At 73.1% G+C, this 16,575-nt stretch carries 15 protein-coding genes; 10 read left to right on the top strand and 5 right to left on the bottom strand.

All coding sequences use genetic code 11. From position 1 onward, the window contains the following. Positions 1-205: 205 nt before the first annotated feature. From OEIGOIKO_RS13855 to OEIGOIKO_RS13865, 3 genes are all read left to right on the top strand, one after another. On the top strand, positions 206-967 hold the full coding sequence (locus OEIGOIKO_RS13855) for a FadR/GntR family transcriptional regulator (protein ID WP_125054309.1): 762 nt from the start codon (positions 206-208) through the stop codon (positions 965-967). Continuing rightward, positions 960-2,300: a CynX/NimT family MFS transporter gene (locus tag OEIGOIKO_RS13860; RefSeq protein ID WP_125054310.1), complete on the top strand. Its 1,341-nt coding sequence runs from the start codon at positions 960-962 to the stop codon at positions 2,298-2,300. Before OEIGOIKO_RS13855 ends, OEIGOIKO_RS13860 begins: the two co-directional genes overlap by 8 nt. A 496-nt stretch (positions 2,301-2,796) precedes the next feature. Continuing rightward, positions 2,797-3,927 carry a magnesium and cobalt transport protein CorA gene (locus OEIGOIKO_RS13865; RefSeq protein ID WP_125058680.1) on the top strand — a complete coding sequence of 377 codons (1,131 nt, stop codon included), beginning with the start codon at positions 2,797-2,799 and terminating at the stop codon, positions 3,925-3,927. A gap of 240 nt (positions 3,928-4,167) precedes the next feature. Here OEIGOIKO_RS13865 and OEIGOIKO_RS13870 read toward each other — a convergent pair whose 3' ends face one another. Further along, on the bottom strand, positions 4,168-5,586 hold the full coding sequence (locus OEIGOIKO_RS13870; RefSeq protein ID WP_125054311.1) for an FAD-dependent monooxygenase: 1,419 nt from the start codon (positions 5,584-5,586) through the stop codon (positions 4,168-4,170). A 77-nt stretch (positions 5,587-5,663) separates the two neighbouring features. Between OEIGOIKO_RS13870 and OEIGOIKO_RS13875 the strand changes: the two genes are divergently transcribed. Next, positions 5,664-6,242, top strand: coding sequence for a TetR/AcrR family transcriptional regulator (locus OEIGOIKO_RS13875; RefSeq protein WP_125054312.1), 579 nt, complete (start codon positions 5,664-5,666; stop codon positions 6,240-6,242). Between the two features lie 57 nt (positions 6,243-6,299). On the opposite strand, the gene OEIGOIKO_RS13880 is transcribed toward OEIGOIKO_RS13875, so the two are convergent. Then, positions 6,300-7,970, bottom strand: coding sequence for an MFS transporter (locus OEIGOIKO_RS13880; protein WP_246177335.1), 1,671 nt, complete (start codon positions 7,968-7,970; stop codon positions 6,300-6,302). A 165-nt stretch (positions 7,971-8,135) separates the two neighbouring features. Here OEIGOIKO_RS13880 and OEIGOIKO_RS13885 point away from each other — a divergent pair, with 165 nt between their 5' ends. From OEIGOIKO_RS13885 to OEIGOIKO_RS13900, 4 genes are all read left to right on the top strand, one after another. After that, positions 8,136-9,140: a helix-turn-helix transcriptional regulator gene (locus OEIGOIKO_RS13885; RefSeq protein WP_125054313.1), complete on the top strand. Its 1,005-nt coding sequence runs from the start codon at positions 8,136-8,138 to the stop codon at positions 9,138-9,140. A gap of 84 nt (positions 9,141-9,224) precedes the next feature. After that, complete coding sequence (locus OEIGOIKO_RS13890; RefSeq protein WP_125054314.1) at positions 9,225-11,513, top strand: heavy metal translocating P-type ATPase; 2,289 nt, start codon at positions 9,225-9,227, stop codon at positions 11,511-11,513. Positions 11,514-11,797: 284 nt separating this feature from the next. After that, entirely contained in the window at positions 11,798-12,736 is a 939-nt protein-coding gene (locus tag OEIGOIKO_RS13895; protein WP_125054315.1) for a beta-ketoacyl-ACP synthase III, read from the top strand. Between the two features lie 210 nt (positions 12,737-12,946). Then, entirely contained in the window at positions 12,947-13,372 is a 426-nt protein-coding gene (locus OEIGOIKO_RS13900) for a VOC family protein (RefSeq protein WP_125054316.1), read from the top strand. Positions 13,373-13,418: 46 nt separating this feature from the next. On the opposite strand, the gene OEIGOIKO_RS13905 is transcribed toward OEIGOIKO_RS13900, so the two are convergent. The 3 genes from OEIGOIKO_RS13905 to OEIGOIKO_RS13915 all read right to left on the bottom strand — a co-directional run bounded on the left by OEIGOIKO_RS13905 (position 13,419) and on the right by OEIGOIKO_RS13915 (position 15,419). Beyond that, a complete protein-coding gene (locus tag OEIGOIKO_RS13905) occupies positions 13,419-13,658 on the bottom strand; it encodes a hypothetical protein (protein WP_125054317.1) in 240 nt (79 codons plus the stop codon). A 65-nt stretch (positions 13,659-13,723) separates the two neighbouring features. Next, on the bottom strand, positions 13,724-14,635 hold the full coding sequence (locus OEIGOIKO_RS13910; protein WP_125054318.1) for a glutaminase: 912 nt from the start codon (positions 14,633-14,635) through the stop codon (positions 13,724-13,726). 10 nt (positions 14,636-14,645) lie between these two features. Beyond that, positions 14,646-15,419 carry a helix-turn-helix domain-containing protein gene (locus tag OEIGOIKO_RS13915; RefSeq protein WP_125054319.1) on the bottom strand — a complete coding sequence of 258 codons (774 nt, stop codon included), beginning with the start codon at positions 15,417-15,419 and terminating at the stop codon, positions 14,646-14,648. A 110-nt stretch (positions 15,420-15,529) separates the two neighbouring features. On the opposite strand from OEIGOIKO_RS13915, the gene OEIGOIKO_RS13920 reads away from it, so the two are divergent. Next, complete coding sequence (locus tag OEIGOIKO_RS13920; protein WP_125054320.1) at positions 15,530-15,763, top strand: hypothetical protein; 234 nt, start codon at positions 15,530-15,532, stop codon at positions 15,761-15,763. A 165-nt stretch (positions 15,764-15,928) separates the two neighbouring features. Further along, positions 15,929-16,522, top strand: a complete 594-nt coding sequence (locus OEIGOIKO_RS13925; protein WP_125054321.1) for a peptidoglycan recognition protein family protein — start codon at positions 15,929-15,931, stop codon at positions 16,520-16,522. Positions 16,523-16,575: the final 53 nt, after the last annotated feature.

Raw genomic sequence — 16,575 nt, forward strand, 5'->3', positions numbered from 1 at the left:
CTCGCGCGGTGCGTGCGTGCTGCGTTCCGCTCTGCAAGCAGGGACCGTTGGCGGCCTCGGACGGCCGCGGTTCGGGTCCGGCGGGCCCCACCGCCGCGCCGTGATCGCAGGATCACCGGCGATGCCAGGCTAACCCCGACCGTTTGACACCGCCAAACATGGGATGTTCCCATCACCGGTGGAATCGAGAGGGAGGACGGCGTCCATGCCGCTGCGCAGCACCGCCCGCACCAGCCTGGTGGGTCTGGTCATCGAGCAGATGGAACAGCTCATCGCCGACGGCGAGTGGCCGGTCGGCGGGAAGATCCCCGCCGAACCCGTCCTCGTCGAGACGCTCGACGTGGGCCGCAACACCGTCCGCGAGGCGGTCCGCGCCCTCGTGCACACCGGGATGCTGGAGCCGCGGCAGGGCGACGGGACGTACGTGCGGGCCAACAGCGACTTCGGCGCGGCCGTGCAGCGCAGACTGCGCCGGGCCGCCGACCTGGAGGCGTACGAGGTCCGGGCGTCCCTGGAACGCGACGCCGCCCGCTACGCGGCGCTGCGCCGCACCGACGACGACCTCGCTGCGCTGCGGGCCGCCCTCGCCGAGCGCGACCGCGCCTGGGAGAACAGCGACGTCTGCGCGTTCATCGACGCGGACATGCACTTCCACCGGACCGTCGCGGCCGCCGCGCACAACAGCGTCCTCGCTGAGCTGTACGAGCACTTCAGCGACGCCTTGCGCGCCACCCTCCAGGCCGTCGTCCGCAGGCCGCTCCCCGATTCCGTCCGCCACCAGTTCGACGCGCACACCGCCATCGTCGACGCCGTCGAGGCCCGGGACCCGGACGCCGCCGAGCGGGCCGCGCTGGCCCACCTGACCGAGGCCATGGACGCGCTGCGCGCCGCACGTCCCGACGACGAGGCCCCGGCGGCGGCCCCCCGAGCACGCGAAGCAAGCCCAGGAGAAGAAGACCATGCATGACCACGGACCGGCCGCCACCCTGAGCGCCCCGGGCGCCGCGCGGCCGGACGCCTCCGCTGACGCGCCCACCGGCGCACCCACTGAAGCAGCCACTGACGCACCCGCCGGCGCTCCGGCCGGGGATGCCGCCCCGCCCGCCCCGGCGCCCGGCGCCACCGGACGCCGCGCGCTCTACCTGGCCGCCGGCGTCATCCTCCTCGCACTCAACCTGCGCCCCGCCCTCGTCGCCGTGTCCCCGCTGGCCGGCACCATCCACGACGAGAGCGGCATGTCGGCCGCGGCCACCAGCCTGCTGACCGCGCTGCCGCTGCTCTGCTTCGGCCTGCTCGCCCCGATCGCGCCGCGGCTCGGCCGCCGCTTCGGCATGGAGCGCTCACTCCTCGGCACCATGGCGCTGATCTGCGCGGGTACGGCGCTGCGGCTGCTGGACTCGGTGGTGGCGCTGTTCGCCGGGACGGTCGTCATCGGCGCGGGCATCGCCGTCGCCAACGTGCTGCTGCCCGGCCTGATCAAGCGCGACTTCGCGGCCCGGTCCGGGCTGATGACCGGCCTGTACTCGATGTCGCTGTTCGGCGGCGCGGCCCTGGCGGCCGGTGTCACCGTGCCGGTGCAGCGCGCGGCCGGGCTGAGCTGGCAGGCCACGCTGGCGTGCTGGGGATCGCTGGCGGTCGTCGCGCTGGTGGTGTGGCTGCCGCAGACCCGCAGCCGTACGCGGACCTCCGCCTCCGCCGCCCGTGAGGCGGCCCACCCGGTACGCGGCCTGTGGCGCTCCCCCCTGGCCTGGCAGGTCACCCTGTACATGGGCCTCCAGTCCCTCAGCTACTACGCGGCGGCCGCCTGGCTGCCGACCATGCTCACCGACGCCGGGATGAGCGCGGGCGACGCGGGCTGGATGCTGTCGTTCTCCTCGCTGCTGGGCATCGCGGGCTCCTTCTTCGCCCCGGTGATCGTCGGCCGTCGGCTGTCGGCCGGTGCGCTGGCCACGATCGGCGCAGTGCTCTGCGCGGCCGGGTTCGCCGGGATGCTGGCCGCGCCGGCCGGCGGTGCGTACGTGTGGATGACGCTGCTGGGCCTCGGCCAGGGCGCGGCGATCAGCCTGGCCCTGCTGTTCATCGTCCAGCGCGCCCCGGACATCCGGCACACCGCGCAGCTGTCCAGCATGGCCCAGTGCTTCGGCTACATCCTGGCGGCCACCGGGCCCGCGGTGCTGGGCGCCGTGCACGACGCCTCGGGCGGCTGGACGGTACCGGTGGTCGTGCTGCTGGTGCTGCTCGTCCCACAGGTGGCCATGGGCCTCGGCGCCGCGCGTCCACGGCACGTCGCCGGGCACTGAGACCGGTACGGCGCCCGGGGCCGGCCCCTGCGCGTAGAGGCGGGCGCGGGCCTCTGCGCGTAGAGGCGGGCGCGGGCCTCTGCGCGTAGAGCCGGGCGCGGGCCTCTGCGCGTAGATCCGGGCGCGGGCCTCTGCCCACCCGATGCTGACTCGGTACGGACGCGCCGGAGCGGGCCAGTCCGGAAGAGCCGGAGCGGGCCAGTCCGGGCGGGCGGGAACGGGCTGGTCCGGGAGAGCCGAAGCGGGACCGATCCGGGCGGGCCGGAGCAGGCTGGTCCGGGAGAGCCGAAGCGGGCCAGCCCGTACGGGCGGAAGCGGGCCGGTCCGGAAGAGCCGAAGCGGGCCGGTCCGGGAGAACCGAAGCGGGTCAGCCCGTACTGGCAGGAGCGGGCCGGAGCGCGCCGGTCCGTACGGGCGGGAGCTGTGACGGTGGGGCGGGAGCCGCCGTCACGCCTCCCGCCCTGCCCCGCAGCCGGTCCATACTGGTGCGGTGTCGGTGATCAGCAACCTTCGTAAAGCGGTCCGGCTGCCGCAGCAGCAGCGCCGCGGCGTCGACCTCAGTCACCCCGCGCGGTCACCGCTGGGCACCGCCGTGGTGAACTGCGCCGTCTACGAGAACGGCGTCCGGCAGCCCGGCGACCACCCGGCCGAGGACGCCGTCCGCCGGGTCCGCGGCTCCGGCGACGGCTTCGTGTGGATCGGACTGCACGAGCCGTCGGAGAAGGAGTTCGCCGGCATCGCCGAGCTGTTCGGGCTGCACCCGCTGGCCGTCGAGGACGCGGTGCACGCGCACCAGCGGCCGAAGCTGGAGCGTTACGACAACTCGCTGTTCACGGTGTTCAAGACGGTCTGTTACGTCGACCACGACCGGCTCACCGAGACCAGCGAGGTGGTGGACACCGGCGAGATCATGGTCTTCACCGGCGCCGACTTCGTCATCACGGTCCGGCACGGCGGCCACGGCTCGCTCGGACCGCTGCGCGAACAGCTGGAGGCGGACCCGGAGCAGCTGGCCATCGGCCCCTCGGCGGTACTGCACGCCATCGCGGACCTGGTCGTGGACGACTACCTGGACGTCACCGCCGCCGTGCAGGACGACATCGACGACGTCGAGAGCGAGGTCTTCGCCGAGAGCCCACGCCGCAGCGACAGCGCGGAACGGCGCGGCGGCACCAAGGGCTCCGGCACCGGCGCGGGCCGCATCTACCAGCTCAAGCGGGAACTCCTGGAGCTGAAACGCGCGGTGGCGCCCCTGACCCACCCGCTGCAGGCCCTGGCCACCCAGCCGATGGCGCTGGTGGATCCGCACATCACCACATACTTCCGCGACGTGTCGGACCACCTGGAGCGGGTCACCGAGCAGATCAACGCCTTCGACGAACTGCTCAACTCCATACTCCAGGCGCACCTCGCGCAGATCACCGTGGCCCAGAACGAGGACATGCGGCGCATCAGCGCCTGGGTCGCGATCCTCGCCGTCCCGACGATGGTGTGCGGCATCTACGGCATGAACTTTGAACACATGCCGGAGAAGCACTGGACCTTCGGCTACCCCCTGATCATGGCCGTGACGGTCACGCTCTGCTTCCTCATCCACCGGGGGTTCAAGCGGAACGGGTGGCTCTGACCCGTTCCGGGTCCGCGGTGCGGGAGTCGGCTGCGCGTGGGGCGGACGTTGCCGATGGTCTTCAGCTCCGAATCCCCGGATGTGCTGCACCTCCAGATCCTTCACACACCGCCTGCCGGAGAAGTCGAAGTCGCCCAGGGCAGTGGCGAAGCTCCGCGCTCCGGCCGGCAGACCCTCAGCCAGCGAGGGCAGCTGCCGAGCCGTAGGCGGCTCAGGGCTGGCGGCGGAGACGCTCGTGGCTCAGGCCAGGTAGCCGTCCGGGCGTATCAGGAAGGTGTCGCCGGGCGCCGCCGCGTAGCCCGTGAAGGCGTGGCCCTCGGCGTCTATGACATACCGGCCGCGGCCGGGCCGGCCACCGTCGGGCCACCCGCCGTCGAGCCACCCGCCGTCGGGCTCCTCGCCGGGACGCAGCACGGCGTAGGCGTGTTCCTCGTCCGGGGCGGGCGCGCCGAAGACCAGCCGGGTGAAGTGCGGGCCGCGGAAGAGGTCAAAGAGGCGGACGTGTTTGCCGTCCGCGTCGCGCAGCGGGGCGTCCGGGGCGCGGTCGCCAGAGACGAGGGCGCCGGTGGCGTCCGGGGAGCGGTAGGTGATGTCGAGGCCGAAGCCCTCCTCGCCGCGCTTGTGGGCGTCCACCGCACCTTCGACGTACTTGTCCAGCAGATCGGTGCTGACACCGAGGACGCGGGCCGCGACGGCTCGCCGCTCGGTCTCGTAGCTGTCCAGCGCGGTCTCCGCGGCCAGCTTCCAGCCCAGGTTGTAGGCGTCCTGCACGCCCGTGTTCAGGCCCTGGCCGCCGGTCGGCGGGTGGACGTGCGCGGCGTCGCCGGCCAGGAAGACGCGCCCGTCCCGGTACCGCTCGGCCAGTCGTACGTTCGGCCGCCACACCGTCGACCAGCCGTGCCCGGTCAGGCGTATCCCGGCCGAGAACCGGTCGAGGGCGGCTTGCATCGTCTCCAGGGAGGCGTCGTCGCCCTCGCCCAAGGGCGCGATGAACTGGAACTGCCCGGTGCCGGGCAGCGGGGTCAGCGCGACACCCGCCATGGGGTGGTCCGCCGCGGCGAACCAGTGGCCGCACGCCGGGTCGAGGCCCGGCGCCGTCACGTCGCCGACCAGCACCCGGAAGGTCTCGTCGGTGGTGCCGGGAAAGGCCACACCGATCGCCTTGCGGACGGAACTGGCGCCGCCGTCGGCGCCCACGAGGTAGTCGAACCGGGACACCTCACCGGTGGCCAGCCGCGCGGTCACACCGTCCGCGTCCTGTTCCAGGCCGGACAGCGCGGTGCCCAGCTCGACGCGGACACCGAACTCCAGCAGCCGCGCCCGCAATATCCCCTCGGTCTGCGACTGGCCGAGCACCCACGGGTTCGGATACGGCACGCCGGGCCGGGGCTCGCGCGGCTCGGTCATCCAGCGCTCGCCCGCGAACCGGCCGTCGATGTGCGCGCGCAGCGGCGCCGGCGGCGCCCCGGCGGCCCGTACGGCGTCCAGCACGCCGAGGTCGTCGAAGACCTCCAGCGTGCGCGGCTGAAGGCTGTCGCCGCGCGAGCCGTCGAAGTACGCGGTCGCCTTGTCGACGACCCGCACCCCGACGCCGCGCCGGGCCAGTTCGATCCCCAGGGTCAGCCCGGTCGGGCCGCCGCCCACCACCAGCACTCGCATGATGAATCTCCATTCGCTGAATGTGCATTCATCGTGGGGCCTGCTAGCGTGCGCTGTCAAGAGAGCTGGAGGAAGACGTGAAGCGCGCGGAGCAGGCGGTCGAGACGAGGGCGGCGCTGATCGAGGCGGCCAAGCGCCTGTTCGCCGACCGCGGCTACCTGAACACCAAGATCACTGACATCACGACGGAGGCCGGCCGGGCCGCGGGCTCCTTCTACCGCCACTTCACGAGCAAGGAAGACCTGCTCAGGGCGCTGCTGGACGAACTGTCCGCGGCGAGCGACGCCTACGCCGCGACCGACGAGCACAAGTCGGACTTCACCGACCCCGACGCGATCCGCTATCACGTGGCCGGCTGCTGGCGCGTGCACCGGGAGCACGCGGCGACCATGGTCGCGCTGCGCCAGGCGGCGCTCGTCAGCGAGGACTTCACCCGCACCTTCGACCAGTTCCGCCGCACCCAGCTCGAAGACCTGGCCGACCACCTGGAACACGTACAGAACCTGCCGGCCTCCCCCGAGACCACCCTGCTGATGATGAGCGTGATGCTGGACGCGCCTGCGCAGCTGTGGCCCGGGATGACCGAGGACGAGGCCATCGAGGCGACCACCCGGTTCCTCTACCGCGCCCTCAACGGCAAGGACTACACGCCGTAAGTACGGGCGCGCGGCCCCTGCCGGGCGAGGCCGGCCGGGACCGCGGAGCCGGGCGGGTCAGTGGACAAGCGTTCGCTCCGGGCCGGGGGTGGTCCGGCGGCCGTCCTCTGGCGAGGACGCGGGCGCGGGCGCGGGGTCGGCAGGCCGGTCAGCGCCGTCGCCCGTGCTGGGCTCACCGGTCGCTCCGGGCCCCGCCGCCACACGCGGCTCCCCGCTCACACGCAACTCCCCGTTCACACGCAGCTCCCCGTTCGTACGCGGCTTCCCCGGCATCAGGAACAGCAGCAGGAAGATCACCACCAGACCGGCCGCCACCCACCACAGCGAGGTGACCGTCGCGTCGACGACCGTCGCCCTCGGGTCCTGACCGGTCGCTCCGTCGAGGACGCCGAAGAAGGCCACCGACGACAGGCCGAGCCCGAAGGCCATGCCCAGCTGGCCCGTGGTGTTGAAGACCCCGGAGGCCGATCCGGAGTGCTCGGACGGCACCTCCGAAAGGGCCGCGTCGGTGATCGGGGCGACGATCAGGCCCATGCCGCCGCCCATCAGCAGCAGGGCGGGCACCATCTGCCAGGAGGTCAGGTCCGTCCCGTACCGCGTGGCCTCGGCGATGTAGAGCAGCACACCGCAGAGCATGATCAACGCGCCGGCCTGCATCACCTTGCGCCCGAACCGCGGCACCAGCTTCTGTACGGATACACCGGCCGCCGCCGAGCAGGCGACCGAGAACGGCACTCCGGTCAGCCCGGAGCGCAGCGGGCTCCAGCCCAGGCCGAGCTGCATGCACAGAGTCCAGACGAGGAAGAACAGGCCCGAGAGCGCCCCGAAGGTGAGCTGCACACCGGCGCCCGCGACGAATGTCCGGAGCTTGAAGAGGGAGAGTTCGACGAGCGGCGAGCCGTCCTTGCAAGCCTTGGCGCGCTCATACCGTACGAAGACGGCGAAGACCAGCGGGCTCGCGGCCATCGACACGAACCCCCAGGCGGGCCAGCCCATTTCGCGGCCCTGGGTGAGCGGGTAGAGCACCATCAGGAGGGCGAGCGCGGCGAGGGCCATGCCACCGAGATCCAGGCGCAGCGCCTTGGGAGCGCGCGACTCGGCGATGAAGCGGCGCCCGAGGACGATGCCGGCGATGCCGACCGGCAGGTTGATCAGGAAGATCGGCCGCCACTGGAGGCCGAGGATGTCCCACTGCGTCAGCAGTGCGCCGATCAGCGGACCGCAGACCGCGCCCAGCCCTATGACGGCACCGAACATGCCGAAGACCTTGCCGCGTTCGTGCGCGGGGAAGGTGACGTGGATGATCGCCAGGACCTGCGGCACCATCAGCGCGGCCATCGCGCCCTGGAGGACGCGGGCGGCGATCAGCATCCCCGGGTCGGCGGCGATGCCGCACAGCGCGGAGGCGACGGTGAACCCGCCCATGCCGAGCAGGAAGAGCCGGCGGCGGCCGTGGATGTCGCCGAGCCGGCCGCCGGTGATCAGGCCGACGGCGAAGGCCAGCGCATAGCCGGCGGTGATCCACTGGACGGCGCCGAACGAGGCGCCGGTGTCCCGCTGGATGCTGGGCACCGCGATGTTGACGATGGTCGCGTCCACCAGGTCCATGAAGGCGGCGGTCAGCACGACGGCGAGCGCGATCCAGCGTCTGCGGCCGGTCGCGCCGGCCGTGTCGGACGCGCCGGCCGTGTCGGACGCGCCGGGGGCGGTCGTGGGCGGGGTGGGCATGGTGGTGACTCCTGGGAGGTGCTCGGGACTGGCGCGGAGGACTGGGTGCCGCGAAGGAACCTGGGGTCCCGGACCACGAGGCTTTCGGGGACTCCGGGACAGATCTCGACCCTAAGGTCCGTATAGGACAGCTCCCGTCCTACTCGGCCCGGCATCATCAGCGGCATGAGTGAGACCTCGGCCCGCCTGCTGAACCTGCTGTCCCTCCTCCAGACACCCCGCGAATGGCCCGGCAGCGAACTGGCCGACCGCCTGCGGGTCACCACCCGCACCATCCGCCGCGACATCGAGCGGCTGCGCGACCTCGGGTATCCGGTGCACGCCACGATGGGCGCGGAAGGCGGTTACCGGCTCGCGGCGGGCACCGCGATGCCTCCGCTGCTGCTGGACGACGAGGAGGCGGTGGCCATCGCCGTCGGGCTGCGCTCGGCGGCCGGGCACACCGTCGACGGCATCGAGGAGGCGTCCGTACGCGCCCTCGCCAAGCTGGAACAGGTCCTGCCGTCCCGGCTGCGGCGGCGGGTGGGCGCGCTGGGCACCGCCACCGTACCGATGCCCGCCGGGGACGGTCCGACCGTCGACCCCGCGCACCTGACCGCCCTCGCCGCGGCCGTCGCCAACCGGGAGCGGCTGCGCTTCACCTACCGGGCGGGCGACGGCGTCCGCTCCAAGCGCCTGGTGGAGCCGCACCGGCTGGTCTCGGCGGGGCGCCGCTGGTACCTGGTGGCGTACGACAACGAGCGCGAGGACTGGCGGATCTTCCGCGTGGACCGGCTGAGCGAGCCGTACCCCACGGGGGTACGGACGCCACCGCGCGAGCTGCCCGCCCAGGACGCCGCCGCGTTCGTCACGGAGCGGATGCAGGGCCTGGGGCCCGCCTGCGCCGCGGAGGTCACGGTGCAGGCATCCGCCGCCGAGGTGTGCAAGCGGTTGGGGCGCGCGGTGGCCGCGGTGGAGCCGCTGGGCGAGGGGGCGTGCCGGGTGCGCACCCGGCCCGACTGCCTGGAGTGGACGGCGGTCCGGCTGGCGATGCTCGGCAGCGAGTTCACGGTGCACGAGCCGCCGGAGCTGGCGGAGCACCTGCGGCGGCTGGGCGGGCGGATGCTGCGGGCGGCCGCCGGGGGCACCGAGCCGGGTGCGGCCGCGCCGCCGCATACCCGGGAGGGGTAGCACTCATACCCCCTAGGGGTATACAGTTCAGGCAGTGGACGACGGCGGTCCCCCGCCGCCACCCCGCCTCCCGAAGGAGCAGCCATGACCACCACCGTCGACGAGCACGGCATCGAGCTGGAGATCGGCGGCATGACCTGCGCCTCCTGCGCCGCCCGTATCGAGAAGAAGCTCAATCGGATGGACGGCGTCACCGCCACCGTCAACTACGCGACGGAGAAGGCGAAGGTCACGTACGAGAGCGGCGCCGGCATCGAGGTCGCCGATCTGATCGCCACCGTCGAGAAGACCGGTTACACCGCCGCCGTCCCGGAGCCCCCGGCCCCCGCACCGCCGCCACCGGATCCCGGCACGGCGCCGGTTCCGGCCCCGGCGCCGGAACCGGGCGCGGACCCGCTCGCCCCGCTGCGGCAGCGTCTGACCGTCTCGGTGCTCCTGGCCGTACCGGTGATCCTGATGGCGATGGTCCCGGCGCTGCAGTTCACCAACTGGCAGTGGCTGTCGCTGACCCTGGCGGCGCCCGTGGTGGCCTACGGGGCCTGGCCGTTCCACAAGGCCGCCTGGACCAACCTGCGGCACGGTACGGCCACCATGGACACCCTGGTCTCCATGGGCACGCTGGCCGCGCTCGGCTGGTCGCTGTGGGCCCTGTTCTTCGGCCACGCCGGGATGCCCGGCATGACCCACCCGTTCACGCTGACCATCGAACGCGGCGACGGCGGCAGCAACATCTACCTGGAGGCCGCGGCCGGGGTCACCGCCTTCATCCTGGCCGGACGCTACTTCGAGGCGCGCTCCAAGCGGCGGGCCGGGGCCGCGCTGAAGGCGCTGCTGGAGCTGGGCGCCAAGGACGTGGCGGTGCTGCGGGACGGGCGCGAGGTCCGCGTACCGGTGGGTGAGCTGGCGGTCGGCGACCGGTTCGTGGTCCGCCCCGGCGAGAAGATCGCCACCGACGGCACGGTCGTGGACGGGTCCTCCGCCGTGGACGCCTCGATGCTCACCGGCGAGTCCGTGCCCGTCGAGGTCGCCCCCGGTGACCCGGTCACCGGCGCCACCGTCAACGCGGGCGGCCGGATCGTCGTCGAGGCGACCCGGATCGGCGCGGACACCCAGCTGTCCCGGATGGCGCGGCTGGTCGAGGACGCGCAGAACGGCAAGGCAGCCGCCCAGCGCCTGGCCGACCGGATCTCCGCCGTCTTCGTCCCGGTCGTCATCGCGCTGGCCCTCGGCACCCTGGGCTACTGGCTGGCCACCGGTGCGGGCGCGGTCGCCGCGTTCACCGCCGCGGTCGCCGTACTGATCATCGCCTGCCCGTGCGCCCTGGGGCTGGCCACGCCGACCGCGCTCATGGTCGGCACCGGCCGCGGCGCCCAGCTCGGCATCCTCATCAAGGGGCCCGAGGTCCTGGAGACCACCCGCCGCGTCGACACCGTCGTGCTGGACAAGACCGGCACGGTCACCACCGGCGCGATGACCCTCACCGCCGTCCACCTCGCCGACGGCGTGTCCGAGACGGAGGCGCTGCGCCTGGCCGGTGCCCTGGAGCACTCCTCCGAGCACCCCGTCGCCCGCGCCGTCGCGACCACGGCGGACGAGCGTACGGGCGGGCTGCCCACCCCGGAGGACTTCGCGAACGTACCCGGCCGCGGTGTCCAGGGCGTCGTCGAGGGCCATGCCGTCCTCGTGGGCCGTACCTCCCTCCTCACCGAGTGGGCCATCGAGCTGCCCGCCACCCTGGCGGACGCCAAGGCCGCCGCCGAGGAGGCCGGGCACACCGCGGTCGCCGTCGCCTGGGACGGTGAGGCGCGCGCCGTGCTCGTCGTCGCCGACGCGGTCAAGCCCACCAGCGCCGAGGCGATCCGGCGGCTGCGCGCCCTCGGCCTCACCCCGGTACTGCTCACCGGCGACAACGCGGCCGTCGCCCGCTCGGTCGCCGCCGAGGTCGGCATCGACGCGGAGCACGTCTTCGCGGAGGTGCTGCCCGAGGACAAGGTCTCGGTCGTCAAGCGCCTCCAGGCGGAGGGCAAGTCGGTGGCCATGGTCGGTGACGGCGTCAACGACGCGGCCGCGCTCGCCCAGGCCGACCTGGGCCTGGCGATGGGCACCGGCACGGACGCCGCCATCGAGGCGGGCGACCTGACGCTGGTACGGGGCGACCTGCGCGCCGCCGCGGACGCCATCCGGCTCGCCCGCCGCACCCTCGGCACCATCAAGGCCAACCTCTTCTGGGCCTTCGGCTACAACGTCGCCGCGCTGCCGCTGGCCGCCGCCGGGCTGCTCAACCCGATGATCGCCGGGGCCGCGATGGCCTTCTCCTCGGTCTTCGTGGTGGCCAACAGCCTCCGGCTGCGCCGCTTCAAGCCGCTCACCTGAGCGACGGGAGCCCGCCCTCGGTACGGCCCGTACAGCGCCCCTCCGCTGTACGGGCCGTACCGGCGTCGTGCGCGGGGTCCGGGCCGGCGGTGTGCGCTCGCGCCGTACCGGCGTCGTGCGCGGGATCACGGCCTCCGCTCCGAAGCCACCGGAAGCCTCTGATCCGCGTCGTCCGTGGCTTCCCTCCAGTTCTCGCCCCCGAAGATTGGCGGTTCTCGCTACGTCCTCAGCAGCCGCACCCCCAACACTGGACAGACACCGTCCGCACACGCTCAGGGGATCCCATGACGGGCTCACGCGTCCTGTCTCTCGGCCACTACCAGCCTTCCGAGGTGCTCACCAACGACGACCTCGCGAAGATCGTCGACACCGACGACGCCTGGATCAGCAGCCGCGTCGGCATCCGCACCCGGCACGTCGCGGCCCCCGACGAGAGCGTGGACGCGATGGCGGCCGCCGCGGCGGCCAAGGCGCTCGCCGCCAGCGGCCTGACCGCCCAGGACATCGACCTGGTGCTGGTCGCCACCTGCACGGCCGTCGACCGCAGCCCCAACACCGCGGCGCGGGTCGCCGCCCGGCTCGGCCTGCCGGCCCCCGCCGCCATGGACATCAACGTGGTCTGCGCGGGCTTCACCCACGCGCTGGCCACCGCCGACCACGCCATCCGGGCGGGTTCGGCCGTCAACGCGCTGGTCGTCGGCGCCGAGAAGTTCACCGACGTGGTCGACTGGACGGACCGCTCGACCTGCGTGCTCGTCGGGGACGGCGCAGGCGCCGCGGTCGTCACGGCGGCGCCGGAGCCGGAGATCGGCCCGGTGCTGTGGGGGTCGGTTCCGGAGATGGGCGGCGCCGTCCGTATCGAGGGCAGCCCGGCCCGGTTCTCCCAGGAGGGCCAGGCGGTCTACCGCTGGGCGACCACCCGGCTCCCGGCCATCGCCCGCCAGGTGTGCGAGCGCTCCGGCATCCAGCCGGAGGACCTGGCCGGTGTCGTGCTCCACCAGGCCAACCTGCGGCTGATCGAGCCGCTCGCGGAACGCATCGGCGCGGTCAACGCGGTGATCGCGCGCGATGTCGTCGAGTCCGGCAACACCTCGGCCGCCTCCGTACCGCTGGCCCTGTCCAAGCTGGTGGAGCGGCGGGAGATCCGGACCGGTGCCCCGGTGCTGCTCTTCGGGTTCGGCGGCAACCTGTCGTACGCGGGGCAGGTCATCCGGTGCCCGTGAGGCCGGCTGCCTTCCCCTGCCCGTAGCGGCGCCCGATCCGTGCCCGTAGCGGTGCCCGTGAGGCCGGCTGCCTTCCCCTGCCCGTAGCGGCGCCCGATCCGTGCCCGTAGCGGTGCCCGTACCTGGAACCGTGCCGGTGCCCGTCCCCGTACGACGCCGACGTCCGATTCGTTCAAGACCCGGCCACGCGACGCTCCCTACGCTCCCCGTATGAGCAACGAAACGCACCCCGCCCCCGGAAGCACGGCACCGCGCCTGGCGGCGATCGGCATCGTCGTCGCCGACATGGCGGCCTCGCTGGCCTTCTACCGCCGTCTGGGCCTGGCCGTCCCGGCCGAGGCCGACACCGCCCCGCACGCCGAGGTGGCGCTGCCCGGCGGTCTGCGCCTGATGTGGGACACGTACGCCGTCGCGCGCTCCATCGATCCCGAGTGGACGCCGCCGGGGTCCGGCACCCCGACAGGCCTGGCTTTCGAGTGCGCGGGCCCGGCCGGGGTCGACAAGGTCTACGCGGAGCTGACCGCCTCCGGGTACGCCGGCGAGAAGGAACCGTGGGACGCCCCCTGGGGGCAGCGGTACGCGGTGGTCCAAGACCCGGACGGGCACGGAGTGGACCTGTTCGCGGCGATGGCATAGACGTTCGCGTACGGGTACGAGACCCCCTTGAAGCCCTCCGCCGCGGCTACGGCACCTCGCGCAGGTACAGCGCCCCGCAGGAGTGGCAGAAAGGTTCGGCCGCGGCCGTGCCCCAGACGTCCGCGGACTGCACCGCCGCATCCGGTCGCAGTTCGCGGCCGCACATCGACCGGGTGTCGTCCAGCCGCACCATGTGCCACAGCTTCACCGGGCCGCCCGCCCGCGGCGAACCGGCCTCCGCGTCCTCCGCGGCCTCGGCGTACTCGGCGCGCATCTCGTGCTCCATCGCGACGCACCTCCTCGCCCCCACGATGCGCCCGGGGCGCCGCCGCCCGCCACCGGGCGGCCGGCTCAGAACACCGACCAGCCGGTCAGCGACGTGAAGTGGTCCAGCGCCGCCGCGCCCGCGACCGAGTTGCCGCGGCTGTCCAGGCCGGGGCTCCACACGCACAGCGTGCAGCGGCCCGGTACGACCGCGACGATCCCGCCGCCGACACCGCTCTTGGCGGGCAGCCCCACCCGGTACGCGAACTCCCCGGCCGCGTCGTAGGTGCCGCAGGTCAGCATCACCGCGTTGATCCGCTTGGCCTCGCGGGCCTCCAGCAGGCGGCTGCCGTCGGCGCGCAGCCCGTGCCGGGCCAGGAATCCGCCGGCCGCCGCCAGGTCGCGGCAGCTCATCTCGATCGAGCACTGCCAGAAGTAGTGCTCGATGACGCTGGGGACAGGGTTCTCCAGGTTGCCGAAGCTGGCCATGAAGTGGGCGAGCGCCGCGTTGCGGTCACCGTGCTCCGCCTCGGAGTCGGCCACGGCCTGGTCGAAGGCGAGGTCCGGGTTGCCGCTCTCCTCGCGCAGGAAGTGCAGCATGGTGGTGCTGGCGTCACCGGTCAGCGTCTGCAGCCGGTCGGTGACGACGAGCGCGCCCGCGTTGATGAAGGGGTTGCGCGGTACGCCGTTCTCCCACTCCAGTTGCACCAGCGAATTGAACGGCGTGCCCGACGGCTCGCGGCCGACCCGCTTCCAGATGTCCTCGCTGTCGTTGGCCATGACCAGCGCCAGCGAGAAGGTCTTCGATATGGACTGGACGGAGAACGGGACCTCCCAGTCCCCCACCCCGTACACCTCGCCGTTGATGTCGGCCAGCGCTATGCCGAAACGGTCCGTCGGCACCTTTTCCAGCGCGGGTATGTAATCGGCAACCTGCCCATGTCCGACATACGACCTCGCATAGGCCGCTACCTCCTCAAGAACGGCCTGGTAGTCCATGACGGACAAGCTACCTCGGGGGCACGATCACCCCCAGCGGGGCCCCCGCCAGCGCTTTCACCTCACGCGCCAGGTGCGCCTGGTCCGCGTACCCGGCGCGGGCCGCCACGTCCGCGTACGGCATCCCGCCGCGGGCCAGTTCCAGCGCGCGCACCAGGCGCAGCACCCTGGCCAGCATCTTGGGACCGTACCCGAACGCCTCCAGGCACCGGCGGTGCAGCTGCCGCTCGCCGACACCCACGTCCCGGGCGACCTCCGCCACGGCCCGGCCGCGGCCGAGCGCCGCGGCGATCGCGTTCCGCGCGGGGTCGGCCGGTCCGGCGGCCTCCCGGAGGCGGTGTACGGCGATCTCCTCCAGCACCCGTCCGGGTGAATCGGTCCCGGCCACCGTTCCGGTCAGCCGGTCCACCAGGTCGCGGGGCCAGAGCTCCTCCAGCGGCACCCGCTGGTCGCGCAGCACGTGGGCCGGCACGCCGAAGACGGCGGGCCCCTCGCCGGGGGCGAAGCGCAGTCCGACGGAGATCTCGCCCGGCCGCACGGCGGGGGTGTACGCGCTGGTGTCCGGCCCGGCCACGGTCAGCCGGCCGCCCCACCAGAGCAGATCCGTGCAGCCGTCGGGAAGCACCCGCTGCGGCGCCGGCGCCGGGCCGCCGGGCGCCCGCTTCACCCAGACGACCGCTCCGGGCAGCCGCGCGGCCCGCTCCCGGTACCCGCCCGGGTCCGCGACCGCTCCCTGGTCCGGGCCCGGTCGCTCGTCCGCGGCCCGCTCCGTCCCCCTGTCCACCTCCTCAGGGTGGCACGGGAACGCGGGTAACGTCCGGACCGTTGATCCGGTACGGCACCGCCACGGCAGCGGGGCCGTCCGCCCCTCCCCCAACCTCACCGGAGGCAGCAATGGCAGGCTTTCTCGACCGCGCCAAGGAGCAGGCACAGAGCGCGCTGAACCAGGGCAAGCAGAAGGTCGACGAGGTCCAGCAGCAGCGGGCCGGCAACGACCTGCTGAAGAAGCTGGGCGCGGCCTACTACGCGGAGCGTCGCGGCAACGGCTCCCCCGACGCCACCCAGGAGGCGCTGAGCGCGCTGGAGGCCCACATCGCGACGCACGGTGACGGCTTCCTGCGCGGCTGAAAGGCAGCGTTCCCCGCGGCTGAAAGCGGTGGAAAGCGGCTGAAACCGCTCGCTCATCCGCTCGTACACACGACGAACGGCTGGTCTGTGACCTGACGTTCCAGTACAAGCGTTTTATGAGGCGGTGCGCGGTCGGCGGCCGCCGCGCACCGAACGGAGTCGGCCATGGCCCCACCCATGTCCGCGAACACCTTCATCAAGGCCCTCAGAGACGAGGGCCTGGACGTCGTCGAGGTCGGCGAGTGGCGCACGCACAACCGCGAGGGCCACGGTGACTGGGGCCCGGTGCACGGTGTGGTGATCCACCACACCGTCACGTCCGGGACCGAGAGCACCGTGCGCCTGTGTTACGACGGCACCTCGGCCCTGCCGGGCCCGCTGTGCCACGGCGTGATCACCAAGGACGGCCGGGTGCACCTGGTCGGCTGCGGGCGCACCAACCACGCGGGCAGCGGCGACCGCGACGTCCTGAACGCCGTGATCGCCGAGCGGAAGCAGCTTCCCCCCACCAACCAGTACAACGCCGACGGCAACGTCCACTTCTACGGCTTCGAGTGCGAGAACCTGGGCGACGGCAAGGACCCGTGGCCCGAGGCCCAGCTGGAGGCCATCGAGAAGGCCGCGGCGGCGCTGTGCCGGGTCCACGGCTGGAACGAGTACTCGGTCGTCGGCCACCTGGAGTGGCGCGCGGACAAGATAGACCCCAAGGGCTTCACGATGAAGGACATGCGCGCCCGCATCGGCGCCCGCCTCAAGTAGCACCCGCGGCACCCGTAAGACTCGTAGCACCCGTAGGACCCGTAGGACCCGCC

The organism is Streptomyces paromomycinus, from assembly GCF_003865155.1.
Lineage (GTDB): Bacteria > Actinomycetota > Actinomycetes > Streptomycetales > Streptomycetaceae > Streptomyces > Streptomyces chrestomyceticus.

Excerpts from the sequence above, each read along its gene's own strand:
- OEIGOIKO_RS13855 (WP_125054309.1), top strand. The coding sequence starts at position 206 with ATGCCGCTGCGCAGCACCGCCCGCACCAGCCTGGTGGGTCTGGTCATC.
- OEIGOIKO_RS13860 (WP_125054310.1), top strand. The coding sequence starts at position 960 with ATGCATGACCACGGACCGGCCGCCACCCTGAGCGCCCCGGGCGCCGCG.
- OEIGOIKO_RS13870 (WP_125054311.1), bottom strand. The coding sequence starts at position 5,586 with ATGCGAGTGCTGGTGGTGGGCGGCGGCCCGACCGGGCTGACCCTGGGG.
- OEIGOIKO_RS13880 (WP_246177335.1), bottom strand. The coding sequence starts at position 7,970 with ATGCCCACCCCGCCCACGACCGCCCCCGGCGCGTCCGACACGGCCGGC.
- OEIGOIKO_RS13885 (WP_125054313.1), top strand. The coding sequence starts at position 8,136 with ATGAGTGAGACCTCGGCCCGCCTGCTGAACCTGCTGTCCCTCCTCCAG.
- OEIGOIKO_RS13890 (WP_125054314.1), top strand. The coding sequence starts at position 9,225 with ATGACCACCACCGTCGACGAGCACGGCATCGAGCTGGAGATCGGCGGC.
- OEIGOIKO_RS13895 (WP_125054315.1), top strand. The coding sequence starts at position 11,798 with ATGACGGGCTCACGCGTCCTGTCTCTCGGCCACTACCAGCCTTCCGAG.
- OEIGOIKO_RS13900 (WP_125054316.1), top strand. The coding sequence starts at position 12,947 with ATGAGCAACGAAACGCACCCCGCCCCCGGAAGCACGGCACCGCGCCTG.
- OEIGOIKO_RS13905 (WP_125054317.1), bottom strand. The coding sequence starts at position 13,658 with ATGGAGCACGAGATGCGCGCCGAGTACGCCGAGGCCGCGGAGGACGCG.
- OEIGOIKO_RS13910 (WP_125054318.1), bottom strand. The coding sequence starts at position 14,635 with ATGGACTACCAGGCCGTTCTTGAGGAGGTAGCGGCCTATGCGAGGTCG.
- OEIGOIKO_RS13920 (WP_125054320.1), top strand. The coding sequence starts at position 15,530 with ATGGCAGGCTTTCTCGACCGCGCCAAGGAGCAGGCACAGAGCGCGCTG.
- OEIGOIKO_RS13925 (WP_125054321.1), top strand. The coding sequence starts at position 15,929 with ATGGCCCCACCCATGTCCGCGAACACCTTCATCAAGGCCCTCAGAGAC.